The sequence below is a fragment of the Lactococcus sp. dk101 genome, from assembly GCF_009601055.1.
Lineage (GTDB): Bacteria > Bacillota > Bacilli > Lactobacillales > Streptococcaceae > Lactococcus.
Genome location: NZ_WITI01000020.1, coordinates 1 through 20,467, shown reverse-complemented (window position 1 = coordinate 20,467; position 20,467 = coordinate 1). Strand labels below are relative to the sequence as shown.

Annotated in this window: 15 protein-coding genes; 4 read left to right on the top strand and 11 right to left on the bottom strand. The window is 37.8% G+C overall.

All coding sequences use genetic code 11. The features are described from left to right. Nucleotides 1-407: 407 nt before the first annotated feature. From ezrA to GHI45_RS10635, 4 genes are all read right to left on the bottom strand, one after another. The gene (gene ezrA / locus GHI45_RS10650; protein WP_147780812.1) at nucleotides 408-2,141 is read right to left on the bottom strand and encodes a septation ring formation regulator EzrA; all 1,734 of its coding nucleotides are present in this window, start codon (nucleotides 2,139-2,141) and stop codon (nucleotides 408-410) included. 186 nt (nucleotides 2,142-2,327) lie between these two features. Continuing rightward, nucleotides 2,328-3,353: a translation elongation factor Ts gene (gene tsf / locus GHI45_RS10645; RefSeq protein WP_147780813.1), complete on the bottom strand. Its 1,026-nt coding sequence runs from the start codon at nucleotides 3,351-3,353 to the stop codon at nucleotides 2,328-2,330. A 156-nt stretch (nucleotides 3,354-3,509) separates the two neighbouring features. Continuing rightward, the gene (rpsB, locus tag GHI45_RS10640; protein ID WP_147780814.1) at nucleotides 3,510-4,277 is read right to left on the bottom strand and encodes a 30S ribosomal protein S2; all 768 of its coding nucleotides are present in this window, start codon (nucleotides 4,275-4,277) and stop codon (nucleotides 3,510-3,512) included. A 253-nt stretch (nucleotides 4,278-4,530) separates the two neighbouring features. Then, nucleotides 4,531-5,112: a hypothetical protein gene (locus GHI45_RS10635; RefSeq protein WP_147780815.1), complete on the bottom strand. Its 582-nt coding sequence runs from the start codon at nucleotides 5,110-5,112 to the stop codon at nucleotides 4,531-4,533. Between the two features lie 229 nt (nucleotides 5,113-5,341). Between GHI45_RS10635 and GHI45_RS10630 the strand changes: the two genes are divergently transcribed. Beyond that, on the top strand, nucleotides 5,342-6,364 hold the full coding sequence (locus GHI45_RS10630; RefSeq protein ID WP_147780816.1) for a lactonase family protein: 1,023 nt from the start codon (nucleotides 5,342-5,344) through the stop codon (nucleotides 6,362-6,364). Nucleotides 6,365-6,457: 93 nt separating this feature from the next. Here GHI45_RS10630 and GHI45_RS10625 read toward each other — a convergent pair whose 3' ends face one another. Beyond that, entirely contained in the window at nucleotides 6,458-11,191 is a 4,734-nt protein-coding gene (locus GHI45_RS10625; RefSeq protein ID WP_147780817.1) for a Cna B-type domain-containing protein, read from the bottom strand. 354 nt (nucleotides 11,192-11,545) lie between these two features. Between GHI45_RS10625 and adhE the strand changes: the two genes are divergently transcribed. After that, nucleotides 11,546-14,242: a bifunctional acetaldehyde-CoA/alcohol dehydrogenase gene (gene adhE / locus GHI45_RS10620; protein WP_147780818.1), complete on the top strand. Its 2,697-nt coding sequence runs from the start codon at nucleotides 11,546-11,548 to the stop codon at nucleotides 14,240-14,242. Nucleotides 14,243-14,286: 44 nt separating this feature from the next. Here the strand turns inward: adhE and GHI45_RS10615 are convergent, their stop codons facing one another. The 6 genes from GHI45_RS10615 to rsmD form a co-directional block, all read right to left on the bottom strand. Beyond that, nucleotides 14,287-14,766, bottom strand: a complete 480-nt coding sequence (locus tag GHI45_RS10615; protein WP_147780819.1) for a hypothetical protein — start codon at nucleotides 14,764-14,766, stop codon at nucleotides 14,287-14,289. 1 nt (nucleotide 14,767) lies between these two features. Next, entirely contained in the window at nucleotides 14,768-14,992 is a 225-nt protein-coding gene (locus tag GHI45_RS10610) for a hypothetical protein (protein WP_153497450.1), read from the bottom strand. Between the two features lie 235 nt (nucleotides 14,993-15,227). Further along, nucleotides 15,228-16,091 (bottom strand): helix-turn-helix domain-containing protein, encoded by an 864-nt coding sequence (locus GHI45_RS10605; RefSeq protein WP_147780821.1) that lies wholly within the window; start codon nucleotides 16,089-16,091, stop codon nucleotides 15,228-15,230. A gap of 235 nt (nucleotides 16,092-16,326) precedes the next feature. Next, on the bottom strand, nucleotides 16,327-17,388 hold the full coding sequence (locus GHI45_RS10600) for a SepM family pheromone-processing serine protease (RefSeq protein WP_147780822.1): 1,062 nt from the start codon (nucleotides 17,386-17,388) through the stop codon (nucleotides 16,327-16,329). A 37-nt stretch (nucleotides 17,389-17,425) separates the two neighbouring features. Further along, nucleotides 17,426-17,941, bottom strand: coding sequence for a pantetheine-phosphate adenylyltransferase (gene coaD / locus GHI45_RS10595; protein WP_147780823.1), 516 nt, complete (start codon nucleotides 17,939-17,941; stop codon nucleotides 17,426-17,428). A gap of 58 nt (nucleotides 17,942-17,999) precedes the next feature. After that, complete coding sequence (rsmD, locus tag GHI45_RS10590; protein WP_147780824.1) at nucleotides 18,000-18,539, bottom strand: 16S rRNA (guanine(966)-N(2))-methyltransferase RsmD; 540 nt, start codon at nucleotides 18,537-18,539, stop codon at nucleotides 18,000-18,002. Between the two features lie 221 nt (nucleotides 18,540-18,760). Between rsmD and GHI45_RS10585 the strand changes: the two genes are divergently transcribed. Continuing rightward, entirely contained in the window at nucleotides 18,761-19,666 is a 906-nt protein-coding gene (locus GHI45_RS10585) for a prenyltransferase (protein WP_147780825.1), read from the top strand. Between the two features lie 20 nt (nucleotides 19,667-19,686). After that, on the top strand, nucleotides 19,687-20,307 hold the full coding sequence (locus GHI45_RS10580) for a CPBP family intramembrane glutamic endopeptidase (protein WP_147780826.1): 621 nt from the start codon (nucleotides 19,687-19,689) through the stop codon (nucleotides 20,305-20,307). Nucleotides 20,308-20,467: the final 160 nt, after the last annotated feature.

Here is a 20,467-nt window from a genome sequence, read left to right as displayed (position 1 = left end):
TGCCTTGTTCATTTAAACTTGGCTTTGTTTTTTGTCTCAAAATTTATTCTTTTGACAGGTTGGTTTTTTTGAAAGCTGTCCTTGCTTTACATGAGTTATTCTACTTTATTCAGTTTTCAATGGTCTACTTCGTTACGCCTCACCGACGCAACTTTTATATTATATCACTCCTCATTCCTTTTGTCAAGAATTAAGTACGCGATGTAATTGCTTTTTGTTTCCTCGTTCGGTATTCCCTTACGAGACAACTATATTAGTATATCAAACAACCTCACCTCTGTCAATTATTTTGTACGTTTCTTATTGCTTTTTTGAACTGCCATTTCTGTGTATCCGCTTTAGTCCTTGCTATTACTAATTTTTATTTTTCAATCTATAAAATAAAAAAGCTCTTACGAGCTTCTTTATTATCTGTAGTCTGCTTTTGGTTTATCTTTGAAATATACGCGTGATATTCTTTCTGCAGCTCCTGGTTCTACTAATTCAAGTGTTTTTCTGATTTCATCAAATGATGAATTATAGTTTTGGTTTGATTCGAAGAGATGTAAAGCTCTTGAAATTCCGACTGCTACACGTTCATCTGTTGTTTTATAGCGATTTGCATATTGCATGAGTTGTTCTGCTAAGATTGCGTGATCTACAAGATTATCAGTCGCTTCTTTGAGGACGTGCATATCTTCTGTAGAAACATCAACCAAATGGTTAATTGTATCGATGTTAATACGAACTTTATTTAGTTCTTTGAAGAGTGTTTGGACGCGGTCCCCTGTCATGAAGAACAAGTCAAGATAATCTTTAGGAAGTCCTGGCAAGTTTTTCTTTTCAACATAACGTTTGATTGTACGAAGTTCTGAATCAAAGCGATCTGCAATTTCTTGCGCTGCTTTTTCTTCATCTTTCAATCCAACTAAGAGATTACTAATCTTGAGTTGATTCTTTTCGATATCTTCAAGTGCCTCAACCACTGAATTCACTTTTCTTGAGAGTTGTGAATAAGGTGCTGTGTTGTTTGCGATATCTTCAAGAACTTGGTCAACTTCTTCATCAAGTGCTTCCAAATGTTCTTGATAGCCTCTCACGTAGCCTTTTTCATTTCCTGAAAGGACATAAGATTGAGTTACATGATCAATTTCCAACAACAGATTTTTATTATTTTGGCGGGTATGTTCGATATATTCTTTCAAGACACCTGAACGTTTTTCAACATTGCGTCTTGCACCATATTCGCGTTCAAAGATTGAATACAGTTCTTCGATTTTTCCTTGGGCAACATTGATTTCATTTTCAACTTGTTCAAGTTCAAATTTTTCAAGGAGTTCTTGAGCATTTTGAAGCGTTTCTGTAATTGAAATCATTCGTTCTTCAACATCAATACTTGTAGGAAGCGCATATTCAGCTTCTTTAAACTTGTTGTATGCTTCTTCAAGTTCTTCGTATTGTTTTGGAAGTTCTTTTTCGATTTGGTCAATGTAAGCTGGAATGTGTTCAGTAATGGCACGAAGTGCAATCGTGTGTTCTTCTGCCGTTTCCAAAACCTCAGCTGCTTCAATCGGATCACCAGTTGAATTCAATGTCACAAATTGTGAGAATTCAGTTTCGATGTTGTCCAATTGTTTTTCGATTTCAGTAATCACTGAACCATAAGAAGCGGCGTTATCTGTAATGTCATTTCGCAATGCTTCGTATAGATCAAGTGATTCTTGAATTTTATTTGAATTACGTTTTTCTTGTTCAGTCAGTTTTGCAATACCAACACGGATTGCTTCGACTTCTTCTTCCATAACTTCAATTTGGCCTTCGCTGTCTGCTACTGACTCACGAGCACGGAAAAAGTGGAACGAATCGTTCAAGTCTTCTGCTTCAAAAACATGATTTTCCAAATCAGCAAATGAATTTGATGACAAGTCAATCCATTTTTGGTTCCATTCACGGAAAATGGTTTGTGATTGTCCAACGAGATGCATTTTCTTAATCGAATCAATTTCTTCTTGAACAGGTAAATCAAAGAGATTTTCCTTGCGTTCTTCTAAGTCCAAAATTCGATTTTCAGTTTTTTTACGCATGACCATTGCAAAAATATAGAAGCCAAGAAGAATGGCAACCAGTACAACAACCAGAATAATTATATAAGTACTTGACATAGGTTACTCCAAATTTAATTTCACTTTTTTTGTTTTGATTTTTTAGGTGCAAAACCTCGTCTATAATTATAGCACATAAACGGCGGAAAACATAGTGCTTTTTGCAAGTATTTTTTTAGATTTGATCAAAAAAATCTGTCATCGCTGACAGATTTTGTTTTTTTCTAGTTTTTTTAGAAATGAAAATTATAAACCAGCTTGTGCTGCAACTTCTGCTGCAAAGTCGTTTTCTGCTTTTTCAATTCCTTCGCCAACTTCGAAACGTGCAAAGCTAACTGCTTTTGCGTTTTCGCTTTCGAGGTAAGCTTCAACAGTTTTGCTGTCATCCATGACATAAACTTGTGCAAGAAGTGTGTATTCTTGGTCAACTTTAGTGTTGTCAAGCATGAAACGAGCTATTTTACCTGGGATGATTTTATCCCAGATCTTTTCTGGTTTGTGTTCAGCTGTAAGTTCTGCTTTGATGTCTTCTTCAGCTTTCGCAATAACTTCATCAGTCAATTGTGATTTTGAACCGTAAACAAGGTGTGGCAATGGAGCTTTATCAACCATTGCGCGGCTTTCGTTGTCAAGGTCGATATCGTGGTTCATTTTAGCTACTTCTTCGTGAACAAATGCAGGTTCAAGTTCAGTGTATGAAAGAACAGTTGGGTGCATTGCAGCGATGTGCATTGACAATTGTTTAGCCATTGCTTCATCTCCACCTTCGATAACAGACACTACACCAATACGGCCTTGGTTGTGTTGGTAAATACCAAAGTGTTGGTCATCTGTCTTTTCAGACAATGCGAAACGACGGAATGAAATTTTTTCTCCGATTGTTGAAGTTGCTTGGATGAAAGTTTGTTCAAGAGTTTCACCAGTTTTTGTAACGAGTGCAAGTGCAGCTTCGTTATCAGCTGGTTTTTCGCTAGCGATAAGTTCTGCTGTTTCTTTAACAAGTGTAACGAATTGGTCGTTTTTGGCAACGAAGTCCGTTTCTGAGTTGATTTCAACAAGTGCTGCAACGTTTCCGTTTACTGCAACACCAGTCAAACCTTCAGCTGTTACGCGGTCTGCTTTTTTAGCTGCTTTTGCGGCACCTTTTTCGTGGAGCAATTCTGCTGCTGCTTCCATGTTACCGTCTGTTTCAACAAGCGCTTTTTTAGCGTCCATTACGCCTGCACCAGTTTTTTCACGCAATTCTTTTACCATTGCTGCTGTTACTGCCATGAGTGTTTTCTCCTTATAATTAGCTTTGTCAGTACTGACAGAGTGTTTTCGTATAAAAAACAGGTAGAGGCGTAGGGCCCCCGCCTGTTTGTTAGTTACAATTTTACTTTTAAAACTGAGTTATTTCTATTATAGAAATGAAACTCACATTTTAAATTATTTGCCTTCAACGATTTCGGCAAGTTCTTCAAGTGATTCTTCTGAAGCTGCAACTTCTGCAACGAGTTCTTCAGCAGCATCTTCACCTTGACGGCCTTCGATGATAGCGTCAGCCATTTTAGCAGTGATCAATTTAACTGCACGGATAGCATCGTCGTTTGCAGGGATAACAACATCGATTGGTTCTGGATCTGCGTTTGTATCAACCATAGCGACAACAGGGATACCGAGTGTTTTCGCTTCTTTAACAGCGATTTGTTCAGCATGTGGGTCAACGATGTACATTACATCTGGGATACGTGGCATATCAGCGATACCGCCGATGAATTTTTCAAGACGTTCGCGTTCTTTGTTCAAAAGAACAACTTCTTTTTTAGGAAGAACTTCGAATACGCCGTCTTCTTCCATTTTGTTGATTTCTTTAAGGCGTGCTACACGAGTTTGGATTGTTTTCCAGTTAGTGAGCATACCACCAAGCCAACGGTGGTTTACATAGTATTGACCAGCACGAAGTGCTTCTTCTTTGACAGCTTCAGCAGCTTGTTTTTTAGTCCCAACAAAAAGAACAACAGCGCCTTCAGCAGAAGCGTCTTTCATGTAGTTGTAAGCATCGTCAACGAGTTTTACAGTTTTTTGCAAGTCGATAACGTGGATACCATTACGTTCTGTAAAGATGTATGGTTTCATTTTTGGGTTCCAACGACGAGTTTGGTGACCGAAGTGAACACCAGCTTCAAGAAGTTGTTTCATTGAAATAACTGACATATTAATGTCTCCTTTTAAGATAGTTTTTCCTCTCTTGATCGTCATCTAGCGCCGCTACATTAGCTGCACTACGACGCTATCTAACCAAGATGTGAAATGGTCGTGTTGCTTCATCCTTTCAAAACAATAGGAAGATACAACGCAACTCTATTATTATACACTTTTTATATTTTTTTGGCAAGTTTTTTCTTTTCTGTCAGTACTGACGGAAATCAATCCATTTTTTGTGATAAATCAACCTTTTCTAAGGGGATTATTTTTGTTTTTTACTAAAATATTTCCTGCTAGTTACTATTGTCATAGTCACATCAAGAATTACGAGATATATTGGAAAGGCAATTTCAGAAAATGTAAAAGTTTGAATAGCAACTGCTCCACTCAAGGTTGCGACTAAGCCACTAGCAAATGGAAGGGGGCTCTCATTTCTGGGGTGTTTAATTGCGTTAACAAGGGTGGGAATGCCACCAATAGCATCTGATACGATGGATAAAATAATTGCAATATTTGCATCTTTACTTAGCCCCCAACCAACAAGTGCTAAAATAGCCGTCAAGGCACATAGAATATCGAGTCGTGTCAGTTCAAAATACTTCTCTTTTGAAAAAAATGTTCCTATAAAGATTAAAAATGGCATCATTCCCGACATAAAAACAGGAAGCTGCGTCCATGAAAATTGAGTTGATAAACTTGCTACGACAGCAATAAAAGGAGCCAAACTCCATAAAAACCAACTCATTCGATTAGGCTTAAGTCGTCCTTTAATTGTCGCTAAAATGTACTGAAAATTTGCTAGCAAGTAAACCATTGCACCTGAAATCACAATAATTTGTTGCATTATCTTCCTTTCATAGAAAATCTGACATCAACCAAACACGTACGCTTCAATCGACCAATGCGGTAATAAATAGCGTACAGGCTAATTATATCAAAATCCTGATGATTTATAAATAACTTTTCTTATATTTCCATTTTATCCCTTGTCAGTTCGGACAGACATCATTTATATTGTAAGCGTTCATTTTATGATAGAATAGGGACATAAACTTAATAAAGGAATGAATAATATGATTGAAAAATTTCTTGTTGGTGGCTACACCAAACGTGAATCTAAAGGAATTTATAGCTTTCTTTTAGACACTGATAAAGCTGAACTTTCTGACTTGCAACTGGTTACCGAAGTAAATGGGGCTACTTATCTGACGATGGATAAAGAAAATCATCTTTACGCTGTGGCTTCAGAAAATGGCCAAGGCGGAACTTCTGCCTTTCTTTTCGATGGTGAAAAAGCTAAAAAAATCAACAGCGTTATGGCTGACGGTGCATCAAACTGTTACGTGGCTGTTGACGAAGAACGTGGTTTAGTTTACGCAGCTAACTATCATCTCGGCCAAATTCGTGTGTACAAGCGTCTTTCTGATGGTGGCTTGGAACTGACAGATACTGTCGCACACGAAGATCATCATGGACCAAAACCTGAACAAAAAGGGCCTTTGTGTCATTATTCAAATTTGACACCTGACAACCGCTTGGTCGTTTGCAACCTCGGAAATGATGCGGTTTATACTTATGCTGTCAGCGCTGACGGAAAATTGTCAGATGAACTCATCTATCAATCTGCTCAAGGTTCTGGCGATCGCCACATTACTTTTTCTGCTGACGGCAAGCACGCATACCTTGCGTGTGAACTGGACTCTACGTTAGAAGTTTTGGCTTATGAAAATGGTCAATTTACCTTGCTCCAAAAAACATCAACTTTGCCAGAAACACATACTGGATTTAATGGTGTTGCAGCGATTCGTTTGTCAGCTGACGGTAAATTCTTGTACATTTCAAACCGTGGACATGATTCTATCGTAACTTACAAGGTTGCTCAAGATGGTGCTTCTGTCGAGACTTTGGGATGGACAGCTACTGAGGGAAATATTCCACGCGATTTTAATTTCAACGCATCAGAAGATTTTATTGTTGTTGCACATCAAGACTCAGATAATATCAGTTTGTTCAAACGTAATAAGACAACAGGTCTCCTCACGCTTGCTCAAAAAGATTTTTACAGTCCAGAAGGTACTTGCCTTGTCGCTATTTAATATTTAAAAAGAAAAGCCCTTGAAAATCAAGGGCTTTTATTGTTGCTTTCAATAAGAAAAAAGTTAAAAGCTTAACTTTTAACTTTCTCTTGCTTAATGATTAGATTTCTTTTTCTTGTTTTTAGAAATTATCAGCGCTGACAGGGCAATTCCTGCGACTGCTACTCCACTATAGAGCAACAAGCCATCGTTTGAAGCTCCTGTTTTTGGTAAGTCGCCGTCTGTTTGAGGGCTGTCAGTGTTGACATAAGTATTGGTAATAATCATATTTCCGATATTCTTTTCATCAACTTTACTTTCATAGCCATCCACTTTTGTGACTTCTTTGACCGTGTAAACTATCGTTTTACCGTTTGCCTTCATATCCAAATCTTGCCATGTATGCGTCCAGTTATTTGAAGCATTCAATGTGACCACGTCACCTTCTGCTTTTCCGTCCGCATAAAGTTGGACTTGAATGCTTTGAGCACGTTTACCAGCCTTATCATTGTTGTCGTCCCACGCTTTCGTTACCGTTGCGCTGGTCTTACCAGGTGTATAGTTGTTCGTAATCACACCCTCTTTGATGTCAGCTGAGTAATTGGCTACCGCATCTTCAGTTACTGAATAGTCAATTTCAACACCTTTATCGTATTTCGGTAAATTCGTGAATTCGTACTTCCAATTTTCTTTTTCAGTTACGACTTTAGAATCAACTTTTTCACCGTTGGCAAGCAAATTCACCGTGATTGATTTTGGACGAATACCGTCTTGGTTGTTGGCATCATTCCAAATCTTCTCTCCTGAGAATTCCGTTTCTTCTGGTTTATGGGTGTTGGTCAAGACAATATTGGTGTGATCGTCATTGTTGGCTGTTTTTGTGTAGCCTTCAATTTCGTCAATTTCACCAACCGTATAAACAATGTCTTTTCCTTTGCTCTTCTTGTCCAGATTATCCCATGTATGTGTCCATTTGTTTGAAGCGTTCAAGGTCACTTCTGCACCTTTTTTCACACCATCGGCATAAAGTTGAACTTTGATGTCATCTGGTCGAATGCCATCTTGGTCATCGCCATCATGCCATGCTTTTGTGACTTTTACATCTGTCACTTCAGTCACGTGAGTGTTTGTGATTGAACCTGGTTGAACGTCTGCCGTATAGCCAGCCACAGAATTTTCTTTTACAGTATACTTGATTTCTTTACCATTTTCATATTTTGGCAAATCTGTAAATGAATATTTCCATTGTGTGCTTTCTGATACAACTTGCGAATCAATGACTACACCATTGGCAAGCAGATTGACAGTAACTGAAGTTGGACGAATGCCGTCTTGATTGTCCTTGTCATCCCAAATCTTTTCACCGACAATTTCTGTCAGCTCTGGCGTATGCGTGTTCGCAATCGTGATATTTCCTTGGTCTTGATTATTGATTGTCGTGTCATAATCAGTTACAGAACTGACTTCTTTAACCGTATATACGATGTCTTTTCCGTTAGCACGTTCGTCCAAATCATCCCAAGTATGTGTCCAGTTATTGCCTTCATTCAAAGTCACACTGTCCCCAGACTTTTCGCCATTGGCATAAAGTTGAACTTCAATTTTATCCGGACGTTTGCCATCTTGGTTATCAACATCGTACCAGCCTTTGGTTACTGTAGCACTTGTTTTACCTGGTGTATGTTGATTGGTAATTGTACCAGTTTGGCTATTTATAGAGGTTGTATAATCATCAATATTGTCTTCTGTGACAGTATATTTGATTTCTTTACCATTCTCATTTTTAGGGAGTTTGGTAAATGAATACTTCCAGTTGTCTTGTACTGTAACGACTTGTTGGTCAACTTCTTTACCATTGGCAAGCAGATTGACAGTGATTGAATTTGGACGGACGCCGTCTTGATTATTGGCATCATCCCATTTCTTTTCGCCTGAAATTTCAGTTTCTTCTGGTTTGTGAATATTATAGAGTGTGATATTTCCGTGGTTTTCATCATTGACCGTTGTTTCATAACCATTGACTGTGCCAACTTCTTTGACCGTATAGACAATGGCTTTTCCATCAGCCTTTTCATCCAAATCGCCCCATGTGTGTGTCCAGTCATTGCCTTCATTCAATGTCACAACATCACCTTTTTTGACATTGTTTGCATAAAGTTGAACTTGGATACTCTTTGGACGAATGGCATCTTGGTCATTTTTATCGTCCCAACCTTTTGTTACCGTGACACTCGTCTTTCCAGGCGTGTGATTATTGGTAATGGTATTTTTGTCATTATTAACAACCGTTGTATAGTCTGTATTTGAGTCTTCTGTTACTGTATATTCAATTTCTTTTCCGTTTTCATATTTAGGAAGATTGGTAAATGAATATTTCCAGTTCGTACCGGCTGAAACAGTTTGTTGATTGACTTCTTTACCGTTTGCAAGCAAGTTAACGATTACTGATGTCGGACGGACGCCATCTTGGTTATTATTGTCATTCCAAATCTTTTCTCCTGAAACTTGAGTGGTTTCTGGAGTGTATTTATTGGTAATGGTAATATTTCCGTGATTGTCATTGTTGACAGAAGTTTCATAACCACTGACCGTTCCAACTTCTTTCACCGTATAAACAATGGTTTTTCCATCAGCTTTTTCGTCAAGCTCTCCCCAAGTGTGTGTCCAATCGTTGGCTTCATTGAGGACTGCTTCACTCCCTTTCTTGACACCGTCCGCATAAAGTTGCACACGAATGCTTTGTGGGCGAATGCCGTCTTGGTTGTTCTTATCATCCCAGTTTTTACTTACTGTGACGCTGGTTTGCCCTGGCGTGTGATTGTTTGTAATAGTACCATTTTCGTTATTGATAACAGTGCTATAACCACTGTTGGAGTCTTCTGTTACAGTATATTCAATTTCTTTTCCATTTTCATATTTTGGCAGGTTAGTAAATGAATATTTCCAGTTATTACTAGATGAAACAGTTTGTTGGTTAACTTTTTTACCATTTGCAAGTAAGTTGACAACAACTGATGAAGGACGTGTGCCATCTTGGTTATTATTGTCGTTCCAAATCTTTTCACCCGAAACTTGCGTTGTTTCTGGTGTGTGCGTATTTGTCAGCGTGATTGTTCCTGAAATATTATTACCTGTTGTAATAGCATAACCACTAGGTGTGCCAACTTCTTTTACCGTATATTTAATGTCTGTTCCATCTTTAGTTTCTTCCAAGTCTTTCCAAGTGTAAGTCCAATTATTTGAGGCATTCAGACTGACTTCGTCACCTTTTTTGACATTGTCGGCGTAGAGTTGGACTCTGATGTTCTGCGGTCGAATGCCGTCTTGGTCATTTTTATCATCCCAAACTTTTTTGACCGTCAAGTCCGTATATGTCATTGAAAGTTGATTTTTTACAGTACCAATGTCCTTGTAAACAATTTCGCTGCTGAGTCCCAAATTATCTGTGGTAATGGTAAATTCAACCCAGTCATCTGACACCGCATATCCAGCAGGCGCTTTTGTTTCTAAAAAGTAATAGTCGCCTGTTGTAAGACCAGCAACTTTAACTTCACCATTTGCGCTTGAAACAATGTCACTTTTTACTTTTACACTATTGTTTCCTGAACGTTTATAGAGATCAAAAGTAGCACCAGCCAAGCCTTTTCCAGTCTCATCAACTTTAGTAAATTGAACTCCAGCTACACGTCCATTGGCTTCACCTGTAGCAGTATTCCACTCTTGTTTATGCGTGAGTTCCCAACTGTCAGGAGCATAACCAGTTTCTGGCTTGTAGGTAATGGTAATTTTTGCATTATTTTCAAAGATCTGACCATCAATCGGTGAAACGAGTGGCACTGTAAAGTACTCAATCCCTAATTGTTTAAATTCGCTACTTTGACTCTTGGCATAATCATCATATTCCACAGCTATTGGAAGGACATCCGAACTGAATCCTTTATCATACGTTCCATCATCACTTCTGATTAAGCCCATATCAGCTTTTGGAATTCCACCATATCTAAAGGAAAGTGTAGTGAAAAAACCTTTTTTCCAGCTATAAGCATTCTTCCAGTACGTGTCAAATGAGTACATTGGAATCATTTTTTGATTATCAGGCTCATCAGTGATTACAATGGATGCAATTTGAGAAAAATCCGTTGCCTTCCCCAGAAGTGTATTGCGTCCCAATGTAAGTTCCCATCCCAAAACTTGTGTAGCCTCTGTTGTTCCATCATCTTGTATAACATCTTCAACATGGATATCCCCTGTCTTTTTATTGGTATAGTAATCCCCTACACCAATACCTCCCCCACCTGGGCCACCACCTTCACTCGGTGTGACAACAATGGTTCCTTCACTATTGGGATAAGTAATATCAATATTACCACCCTCTCCTTTATATTTTTCACTCAAGTCAAAGGTAACTTCAAACCGTCCACCAACATCTGAATGTGTTTCAACATAATTCGTTGTAAATTCAAAATCAATATAGTAGCCCCCACTACCATCTCCTACGATTTTAGCATAACCAACCTCTTCACCATTTGGATCTAAAACCGTAAAGTTGGGAGTGTTGACGATTTTGAAACCATCTGGAATACTAAACTGCAGTTTATCTCCCTTTTTAAAAGTTCCATCGGGAACTTCCCAAAAGACTTCGAACTTATACGTCGAACTAGCGGAAATGGTATTACCAGATATTGCATTTCCATCTTTTGTTGTTACATTCCAACTTGTTACATACTGGTCACCCGATCGATCACCTGCTCGGGTCGTATTCGTCGCCGCACTGGCTAGCGGGACTTGGTAGCTCAAACTATTTAAAAACAAAAGAATGAGCGAAAAAATCCGAAATATTTTTTTCATCTGAAAATTCTCCCTTTTTCTGATTTGTTAAATATTGTGTACATTGTTATTATATAATTTATACATATCAAATACAATAGTGTTTCTATATTAAATATATATAAAATTTTATGATTTTGGACATTTTTTATTAATTTGTGAAATAAATAAAATTACAGAATGAAATTATGACCTGCTGATTTTTTCCCGGATATGATTTTGACAATTTATAAAATACTGCTAAAATGGCAGTATAATAAGCTTTTAAAAAAGTTTGTAAAAAAAATCACATAATCATTGACAAGTTTATGAAAATTTGATAAACTATTTTCATAAACAAATAGTGAAACAAATCACAAAGGAGAACTTCCATTCATGGCAACAAAAAAAGAAACTGCCACTGTTGAATTAACAGCCGAAGAAAAGAAAGCTGCTGCGGTTGCTTACACAGGCGAACTCGTCAAGAAAGCACACGAAGCCGTTCTTAAATTCGAAGGATATACACAAGTACAAGTCGATACAATCGTCGCTGCAATGGCGCTTGCCGCAAGTAAAAATTCACTTCAACTCGCTCACGAAGCAGTCAATGAAACTGGTCGTGGTGTTGTCGAAGATAAAGATACAAAAAATCACTTTGCTTCAGAATCTGTTTATCACGCTATCAAAGATGACAAAACAGTTGGTGTGATTGACGAAGATAAGGTTGCTGGTTCTGTTGAAATCGCAAGCCCACTCGGTGTACTTGCAGGGATTGTACCTACAACAAACCCTACTTCTACTGCTTTCTTCAAATCATTGTTGACAGCAAAAACACGTAATGCAATCGTCTTTGCCTTCCACCCTCAAGCACAACAATGTTCTAGCCATGCTGCACAAATTGTTTATGAAGCAGCGCTTGAAGCTGGTGCGCCTGAAAACTTCATTCAATGGATTGAAAAACCAAGCCTTGATATGACAACAGCGCTCATCCAAAACCCTGGCATTGCAACAATTCTTGCAACTGGTGGGCCTGGCATGGTCAACGCAGCCCTCAAATCTGGTAATCCTTCACTCGGTGTTGGTGCTGGTAATGGTGCTGTCTATATTGATGCAACAGCCGACATTCATCGTGCAGTTGAAGATCTTCTCCTTTCAAAACGTTTTGACAATGGTATGATTTGTGCAACTGAGAACTCAGCAGTTGTTGCAGCAGAAGTTTATGATGATTTCATGAAACAAATGCAAGAACAGGGTGCTTATTTGCTTCCTAAGAAGGATTACAAACCGCTTGCCGACTTCGTTTTTGTAAAACGTGGTGCAGAAGGATACGGTGTCACTGGTCCTGTTGCTGGTCGTTCAGGTCGTTGGATTGCTGAACAAGCTGGCGTTCATGTACCAGAAGACAAAGATGTTATTCTCTTCGAACTTGACAAGAAAAACATTGGCGAAGCACTTTCATCAGAAAAACTTTCTCCATTGCTTTCGATTTATAAAGCCGACTCACGTGATGAAGGCGTTGAAATTGTCCGCGCGCTCCTTGCTTATCAAGGTGCTGGACACAATGCTGCAATCCAAATCGGTGCCATGGATGATCCATTTGTCAAAGAATACGGCGAACGTGTCGAAGCTTCACGTATCCTCGTTAACCAACCAGACTCAATCGGTGGGGTCGGCGATATCTATACTGATGCAATGCGTCCATCATTGACGCTCGGAACTGGTTCATGGGGGAAAAACTCACTTTCACACAATTTGAGTACATACGATTTATTGAATATTAAAACAGTGGCTAAACGTCGTAATCGCCCACAATGGGTTCGTTTGCCAAAAGAAATTTACTACGAAAAGAACTCTATCAGCTATCTTCAAGAATTGCCACACGTGCATAAAGCATTTATCGTTGCTGACCCAGGTATGGTTAAATTCGGTTTTGTTGATAAAGTTTTGGAACAACTTGCAGTTCGTCCAAAACAAGTTGAAACAAGCATTTACGGTTCCGTTCAACCTGACCCAACTTTATCTGAAGCAATCGCTATTGCACGTCAAATGAAACAATTTGAACCAGATACTGTCATCTGTCTTGGTGGTGGTTCTGCTCTTGATGCTGGTAAAATTGGTCGTTTGATTTACGAATATGATTCACGTGGCGAAGCTGACTTGAACGATGATGCTTCACTTAAAGAACTCTTCCAAGAACTTGCTCAAAAATTCGTGGATATTCGTAAACGTATCATCAAATTCTACCACCCACATAAAGCTCAGATGGTTGCCATTCCTACAACATCTGGTACTGGTTCTGAGGTGACACCATTTGCTGTCATTACTGACGACGAAACTCACGTGAAATATCCACTTGCTGACTACCAACTCACACCACAAGTTGCGATTGTTGACCCTGAATTTGTTATGACTGTTCCGCGTCGTACTGTTTCTTGGTCTGGTATTGATGCTTTGTCTCACGCGCTCGAATCTTACGTTTCTGTTATGGCTTCTGATTATACAAAACCAACATCACTTCAAGCCATTAAACTGATTTTTGAAAACTTGACTGCTTCTTATAACTACAACCCAAGTGAACCAACTAAAGAAGGCCAAAAAGCACGCGAAAACATGCATAATGCTGCTACACTTGCTGGTATGGCGTTCGCCAATGCCTTCCTCGGTATCAACCACTCACTTGCCCACAAAACTGGTGGTGAATTCGGACTTCCTCACGGACTTGCAATTGCGATTGCAATGCCACACGTCATCAAATTTAATGCCGTAACAGGAAATGTTAAACGGACACCTTACCCACGTTATGAAACTTACCGTGCTCAAGAAGATTATGCTGAAATCTCACGTTTCATGGGATTTGCAGAAAAGACTGATACTGATGAAGTTGCTGTAACAAACTTGATTGCTGAAATCAAGAAATTGACTGACAGCATTGACATTGACATCACCTTGTCAGGAAATGGCGTTAAGAAAGATCACTTAGAACGTGAACTCGACAAACTTGCTGACTTGGTTTACGATGACCAATGTACACCAGCAAACCCACGTCAACCGCGAATTTCTGAAATCAAACAACTCTTGCGTGATCAACTTTAATCAAATAAAAAAACAGTTCCGTCAGTACTGACAGAGCTGTTTTTTTATTTAATTTTTCTCGTTACTAAAAGCAGATATGCCACAACTAAAAAGCTCAATAACGTAGAAAGATAATAACCATATTCCAAAATGGAAAGCAGATTATTGATATCTTGCATTGCAAGTAACCAATCAAAGAGCGCTACATAGAGACTTGAAAATAGTCCTAGTATTGCCAGCGTGATTGCACTTTTTACTCGTTTTTTGCTAAACAACACATAAGATAGACAGACCAACAGTAAAAACAAACAAAACGCAATAAATTGACTGTAAAACGAAAAGATAGATTCCACTTTCAAAATTGTCTTTAATGTTTGTTGAGAAGGAAATCGAGATCCTATCAAAACGTTCCAACCATTTTGCGTCACAACTGGCCCATTCTTTATTGGAAAACGATAATAAGGTGCAAATAGACTCAATACATAAAATATCAATAAGAAAATAAAACCATTTTTATTGATTAAGAAAGATCTTATTTTATCCATTTTACAAGTCCACAAATGCATTTGTACCCGTAATATAATTATGCATTAACTCTACTCCTAAAGTATTGTCTTTGTAGTATTGATAAGGGATTGACGTGTAGAGATAAGTCAAATTATCATGAGCGTAAGCATAATTAGGGCTACCTGCTCCATCATTCATTACTTGCATCATTGGTGTAATACCTACAGTTGCTGCACTTGCTTTTGTCGTGGGAGTGGTGGTCACAAGCAATCCTGCAATAAGTGCTAATCCGAAGAAAGTAATTTTTTTAACAGTTTGATTTTCGATTTTTACATTTTCCATATTTTTTCTTTTCTAGTGGATTTTATCCACGATGGGGTTCGATTTGCGACAAGTGAAATGTTCTAGCTCCATTGGACTCACCTCCTCTTTTTTTGATGACTTTATTTTAGCTTTTTATCTCATCAACAAAAAAACTTTTGGAATATATGACAACCGACTATAAATTTTTAATTTCTTCATACAAATTTCTTGCCTCAGCTAAAAAACCATATTCTTCGAGGGTTTCTGCACATTTTGTCATTGTAGCTTTCCCACTGTCATAATGTTGAAGATAGTGATAATGACCTTTATGATATTGAAGTATAATTTTTTCATACATGAAATCAATACTAATTTTCATTTCTTCTAAATGATTGATATATTTTTTAGCAAAAATTAGATTATTTCGCTTCAAAAATGTATCAATCAGATTTAGAAAGACTCGAATTACCATTCGCTTATTAAGCTGAACAGATTGATAAAAATTAGTTTTTCCCAAGATATATAATCCATAGTACTTGAGAGAATTATCATCAAAAAAACGTAAGCAATTCGCGAAAATCCAAATCTCATAACGTCCCCACTCACTTACTTCGTCAAGGTAATCTGTCAAAAAAAGAACATCTTCTTTAAATACGATAGACTCTTGCGTCATTGCTAGTATAGACTTTACGACAATTTCATTAATTTTATTCGATTTCTTTTCTGGTTCTTCCTTTGCTTTTTCATGCCAATAATTAAGCCATTTTTTTATTATTTTTATATCCCTTTTAGGATAAGCTTCCGCAAGTTCTTGTTGAAATTTGAGTTCTTCTGAGGCAACATAATCCTCATAAATATGCTGAAATTCGTCTAAATATATATTTGAGTTATCAAGAAGTTTAAAAAATTTACTAACTGTGAGATTAGTTTCTCCTTTTTCAAATTTTGCAAGCTGTGACTCTGAAAAAGCTCCAGCTGTCATTTCTTTTAAGCTCATTCTTTTATTTTCTCTCAGTATAGATACCGTTTTTCCGATTTTAAAATCCATTTCCTTACTCATTATTTTTCTCTTTTCTCATATATTCCAAAAATTACATCATCTTTTGTATTTTATTATATAATTTATTTAAATATTTGTAAATTAGAACAGGAGGTAAAATTCAATGAAAAAGAGTAAAGTAAAAATGATACTATTTCTTGCTTTTGACATCATGGTTGTTTCAGGATACACTGCACTTCTCCCAACACTTATCAAATAAAAAAACAGTTCCGTCAGTACTGACAGAGCTGTTTTTTTAATCATTTACTTTACCTGTTTCCAAGTAGGTAATCGCATCGTCTAGGGTCTTAACTGGGATGATTTTCATGTTTGTTTTAAGCTTTTTAGCAGCTTCTTTAGCAGCTAAATAGTTGTTATCATCCGCTTTCTTGCTTCCACTATCTGGGACAAGGAATATTTCTGCGCCCTCTTTGCTTGCAGTTGCAATCTTCTTATCTACACCACCGATTTGGCCAATTGTGCCGTCTGTCTCAATGGTTCCTGTTCCTGCGATTTCACGTCCATTTCGCAAGTCTTTTCCAGTAATCTGGTTGTAAATCTCAAGTGTAAACATCATGCCAGCACTCGGGCCGCCGATTGAACCTGCGTCAATCTTGACTTTGGGAGTTGACACCACTTCGGTGTGATCAACGAGGCTAATGCCAATGCCTGTTTTACCAGTGGAAATTTTGACAAACTTACCGTCAAAACTGTAATCTTTGCCGTCAATTCGCGTTACTTTAATGTTGACATCTCCACCAACTTTTTGGCTCTGAATGTATTTCATCATTTCAGCACTTGATTTGAAAGTTTTCCCATTAACTTCTGTGACCGTATCAGCAATTTGCAACTTGTTCTTAAAGGTCGAGTTTTTGGCAATATCCAACACATAAACGCCATCATACTTCAATTCGTAAGGCATTTTTGCCTGTTTGAAGGCTTGATAAACAGCTGTATTTTGTGCCGTTTGCATATAAAATTGATTGACCAAATCATACTGCGTGCAGTTCATACTTCCCATCAAATCCTCAGCACTGTAAATGGTCGAAAATGAGTTAAAATGCGAGTAAATAATCATGGCCAGGTTGGCTTGCGCAATCTGAACTGTCGTCAAATAAAAATTGCCTTTTCCCGTATCTTTCTTGCCATCAACCGTAATCATCTGATTGACTGACTCCGTTGTTCCAGGAACCTCGATGTATTTGTTTGTCGGAACAATTAAAGCAATCAGCACCAAAATTGGAAGCCCAATCCATAAAAGTCGTTTTAAAAATTTATGCTTCTTTTTTTCTTTCGTTTCTGAGTTTTCTTTTTTCATTTCTTCTCATTTCCTTTTAACGAATTTAATTTCATTGTCATTTGACTTCATTTTTTTGATGAATGTCTCGGATTTTTGCAATTTCTCTGGCAACATTTTCTGGCAACCACTGACTGACATCTTGACCAAAGGCAGTTAGCTCACGCATGCGCGTTGAATTAATCGGCTCCAAGTCTGGTTTTGCCAGTAGTATCACTGTTTCAACGCCTGTCATTTCATGATTGAAATACCACATGTTTTTCTCATATTCCAAGTCTGTCGCATTACGAATTGAGCGTACAAGTGCCGTTACACCAAGTTTTTTAGCTACATTGACTGTCAAATCCGACTCATGCACAATGACCGAGACATTTTCCAGTCCTGTCAGTGCTGACAGACTTTCAGAAATCATCTTTTTCCTTTGTTCCGTTGGAAACATTGGATTTTTTTGGTCATTTTTGAAAATCCCAATATAAAGTTTGTCAAATTGCTTACTGGCACGTTTAATAATATCTAAATGTCCATTTGTCAAAGGGTCGAATGTCCCCGTATATAGTCCGATTTTTTCAGCCATTGTCTCTCCTTTTATTGACTTGTCAACTTGGTTTACAGTATTGTCAATCTCGTTGACATCAAAAATTGTAGATACTGATTTTTGAAATGCCGTAAACTTTTTGTTTACTCAGCTGTAAAGCCCCAATTGTGTCTGGTAAATCAACCATTTTATCCGTCTCACAAACGACAATCACATCAGCAGCCAAAAGCTCTCTCTCTTGCATGGTCATCAGATTTTTTGTGATTTGTTCCTTAGCATAAGGCGGATCTAACAAAACGAGATCAAATTGACCTGTCAGTACTGACAAAGCACGCTCTGACGGCATTTTCATCAGTGTAAACTTGTCGATTTCTTTAGTCATTTTGATATTTTCCAAAATAACAGATTGAGCGGAATGATCTTTTTCTACCTGAACAGCCGTATCCATGCCTCTCGACACTGCTTCGATAGATAAGCTGCCACTTCCTGCATACAAGTCCAAGACCCGTCCACCGTCAAAATAAGGGCCTATCATATTGAAAATGGCACCTTTAACCTTGTCGGTCGTTGGTCTCGTCGTTTTTCCTGCTAATGTTTTTAATGGGCGTCCGCCGTACTCTCCTGAAACTACTCTCATTTATTATTTAACTCTCATTTCACTAATCATTTGATTGTCAGCTCTGACCATCTTCTTATGCTCTATTTTATCATAATTTCCTCATATCAAAATCAATTTAAAAAACAGTTCTAAAAAATTTTTATTAAAAATTTGGTATAATCTTTATGAATGCAAAACTAAATGGATAAATTTATTCATTATTATGCTTTTAACATTAAATTTTAAATGAAGGACTTTTTATGAACTCTCAAACTTTAACAGCTAAAGACTGGTTCATTGCAACACGCCCTTGGTCATTTGTTGTCACAGCACTTCCAACTTTGTTCACAGTTTTATTTGTCTTAGTGGAATATCCTGCTGCCGCAAATCGTTGGCCTCTTGGCTTGTTGGCTGTCTTTGGCTCTGTCTTTTTCCAAGCTGGCGGAAATCTCATCAGTGATTATTATGATTTCAAAAATGGCATTGACCGTCCTGGCCATGTCGTTGGATCTGATAACATGACGAGCGGACGCTTCACACCAAAACAAATTTCTGTTTTTGGACGTATTATCACAACTATCGGTGTTATTATCGGACTTTTCTTGGTTACTCAATCAGGTTTGCCACTCTTGTGGATTGGACTTGCTGGAACACTTGGTTCAGTTTATTACCGTAAATTCAAAGCCATCGCAATGGGCGATTTACTCATTTTCTTTATTTATGGGCCAATCATCATGATGGGAACTTACTACACAATGACGCAACAGTTTAGTGGTGCCTTACTTTTCATCAGTGTTCACTTTGCTTTCATCACAGTCAATGTGCTTCACGCTAACAATTTACGCGACATTGACAACGACACAAATGCAGGTATCAAAACATTTGCAAGCATTCTTGGTGTTAAGAAATCTATCGTTTACTACAACCTTTTGACTTATCTTTCTTATGTGGTCATTGTCATCTCTGTTCTTTTGCAACAACTTCCAATCTGGAGCTTGATTGCACTTGCAACATTGCCTATTGCCATCAAAAATACAAAATTAGTAGACCAAACGACTGAAACTGATAAATCTTCTATCAAAGACCTAGATAAAATGACTGCCAACTTGCAACTCTTTGTCAGTGCTGCCCTTATCTTGTCAATGGTTTTGACCATGATTTTCTAATCTCTTAGAACAAATTAAAAATGAAAAACAAATTAAAATTATCTTATATTATCCTTGTGGCTGCTGCTTTATGGTTCATCATGTTCAGCCCATGGACTAAAACACACGTCAATTTTTGGCTGACTATGGCCATTTCAGGTGTCATCTTGATTGCCTTGAGCATTATTTCTGGTAACTATTTCTGGAAAAACATCCGCTTCAACTGGCGCGACTTATTCATTGGACTTGCTTCTGCAGGTTTCATGTGGGTTGTCTTTTGGATTGGTAACTTCTGCGCAACACATCTCTTTCACTTTGCAGCTCCACAAGTGAGTGCCATTTATGGTCTCAAATCAGGCTCTAATTTGATTATGATTGCATTGCTCCTCTTCTTTATCATTGGTCCTGCTGAAGAAATCTTCTGGCGCGGATTTGTGATGGAACGTTTGAGTGAAAAATGGGGAACTTGGGGCGGATTTATCGCTGCTACTTTGATTTATTCAGCCATTCACATCTGGGCATTCAACTTTATCTTATTTATGGCTGCGCTTATCTGTGGTGTTTTCTGGGGACTCCTTTACAAATACAATAAAAACTTATTTACGGTCATCATTTCTCATGCCTTATGGGATGTTATGGTCTTTGTTATCTTCCCTATCTAAAATAAAAAAATCTCCAATCAGGAGATTTTTTTTAATGGTAAATTGTAAAATTAGTTTAGCCACCTTGAAGTAAGCAAAACGCATCTGAATTTCTTATACTTGAATTGGGAAACACAAGTAGGAAGAGGATTCAGATGCAAGACCATTATAACACACGAAA

Excerpts from the sequence above, each read along its gene's own strand:
- GHI45_RS10615 (WP_147780819.1), bottom strand. The coding sequence starts at position 14,766 with ATGGATAAAATAAGATCTTTCTTAATCAATAAAAATGGTTTTATTTTC.
- GHI45_RS10585 (WP_147780825.1), top strand. The coding sequence starts at position 18,761 with ATGAACTCTCAAACTTTAACAGCTAAAGACTGGTTCATTGCAACACGC.
- ezrA (WP_147780812.1), bottom strand. The coding sequence starts at position 2,141 with ATGTCAAGTACTTATATAATTATTCTGGTTGTTGTACTGGTTGCCATT.
- GHI45_RS10635 (WP_147780815.1), bottom strand. The coding sequence starts at position 5,112 with ATGCAACAAATTATTGTGATTTCAGGTGCAATGGTTTACTTGCTAGCA.
- tsf (WP_147780813.1), bottom strand. The coding sequence starts at position 3,353 with ATGGCAGTAACAGCAGCAATGGTAAAAGAATTGCGTGAAAAAACTGGT.
- GHI45_RS10605 (WP_147780821.1), bottom strand. The coding sequence starts at position 16,091 with ATGAGTAAGGAAATGGATTTTAAAATCGGAAAAACGGTATCTATACTG.
- rpsB (WP_147780814.1), bottom strand. The coding sequence starts at position 4,277 with ATGTCAGTTATTTCAATGAAACAACTTCTTGAAGCTGGTGTTCACTTC.
- rsmD (WP_147780824.1), bottom strand. The coding sequence starts at position 18,539 with ATGAGAGTAGTTTCAGGAGAGTACGGCGGACGCCCATTAAAAACATTA.
- GHI45_RS10580 (WP_147780826.1), top strand. The coding sequence starts at position 19,687 with ATGAAAAACAAATTAAAATTATCTTATATTATCCTTGTGGCTGCTGCT.
- coaD (WP_147780823.1), bottom strand. The coding sequence starts at position 17,941 with ATGGCTGAAAAAATCGGACTATATACGGGGACATTCGACCCTTTGACA.
- adhE (WP_147780818.1), top strand. The coding sequence starts at position 11,546 with ATGGCAACAAAAAAAGAAACTGCCACTGTTGAATTAACAGCCGAAGAA.
- GHI45_RS10630 (WP_147780816.1), top strand. The coding sequence starts at position 5,342 with ATGATTGAAAAATTTCTTGTTGGTGGCTACACCAAACGTGAATCTAAA.
- GHI45_RS10625 (WP_147780817.1), bottom strand. The coding sequence starts at position 11,191 with ATGAAAAAAATATTTCGGATTTTTTCGCTCATTCTTTTGTTTTTAAAT.
- GHI45_RS10600 (WP_147780822.1), bottom strand. The coding sequence starts at position 17,388 with ATGAAAAAAGAAAACTCAGAAACGAAAGAAAAAAAGAAGCATAAATTT.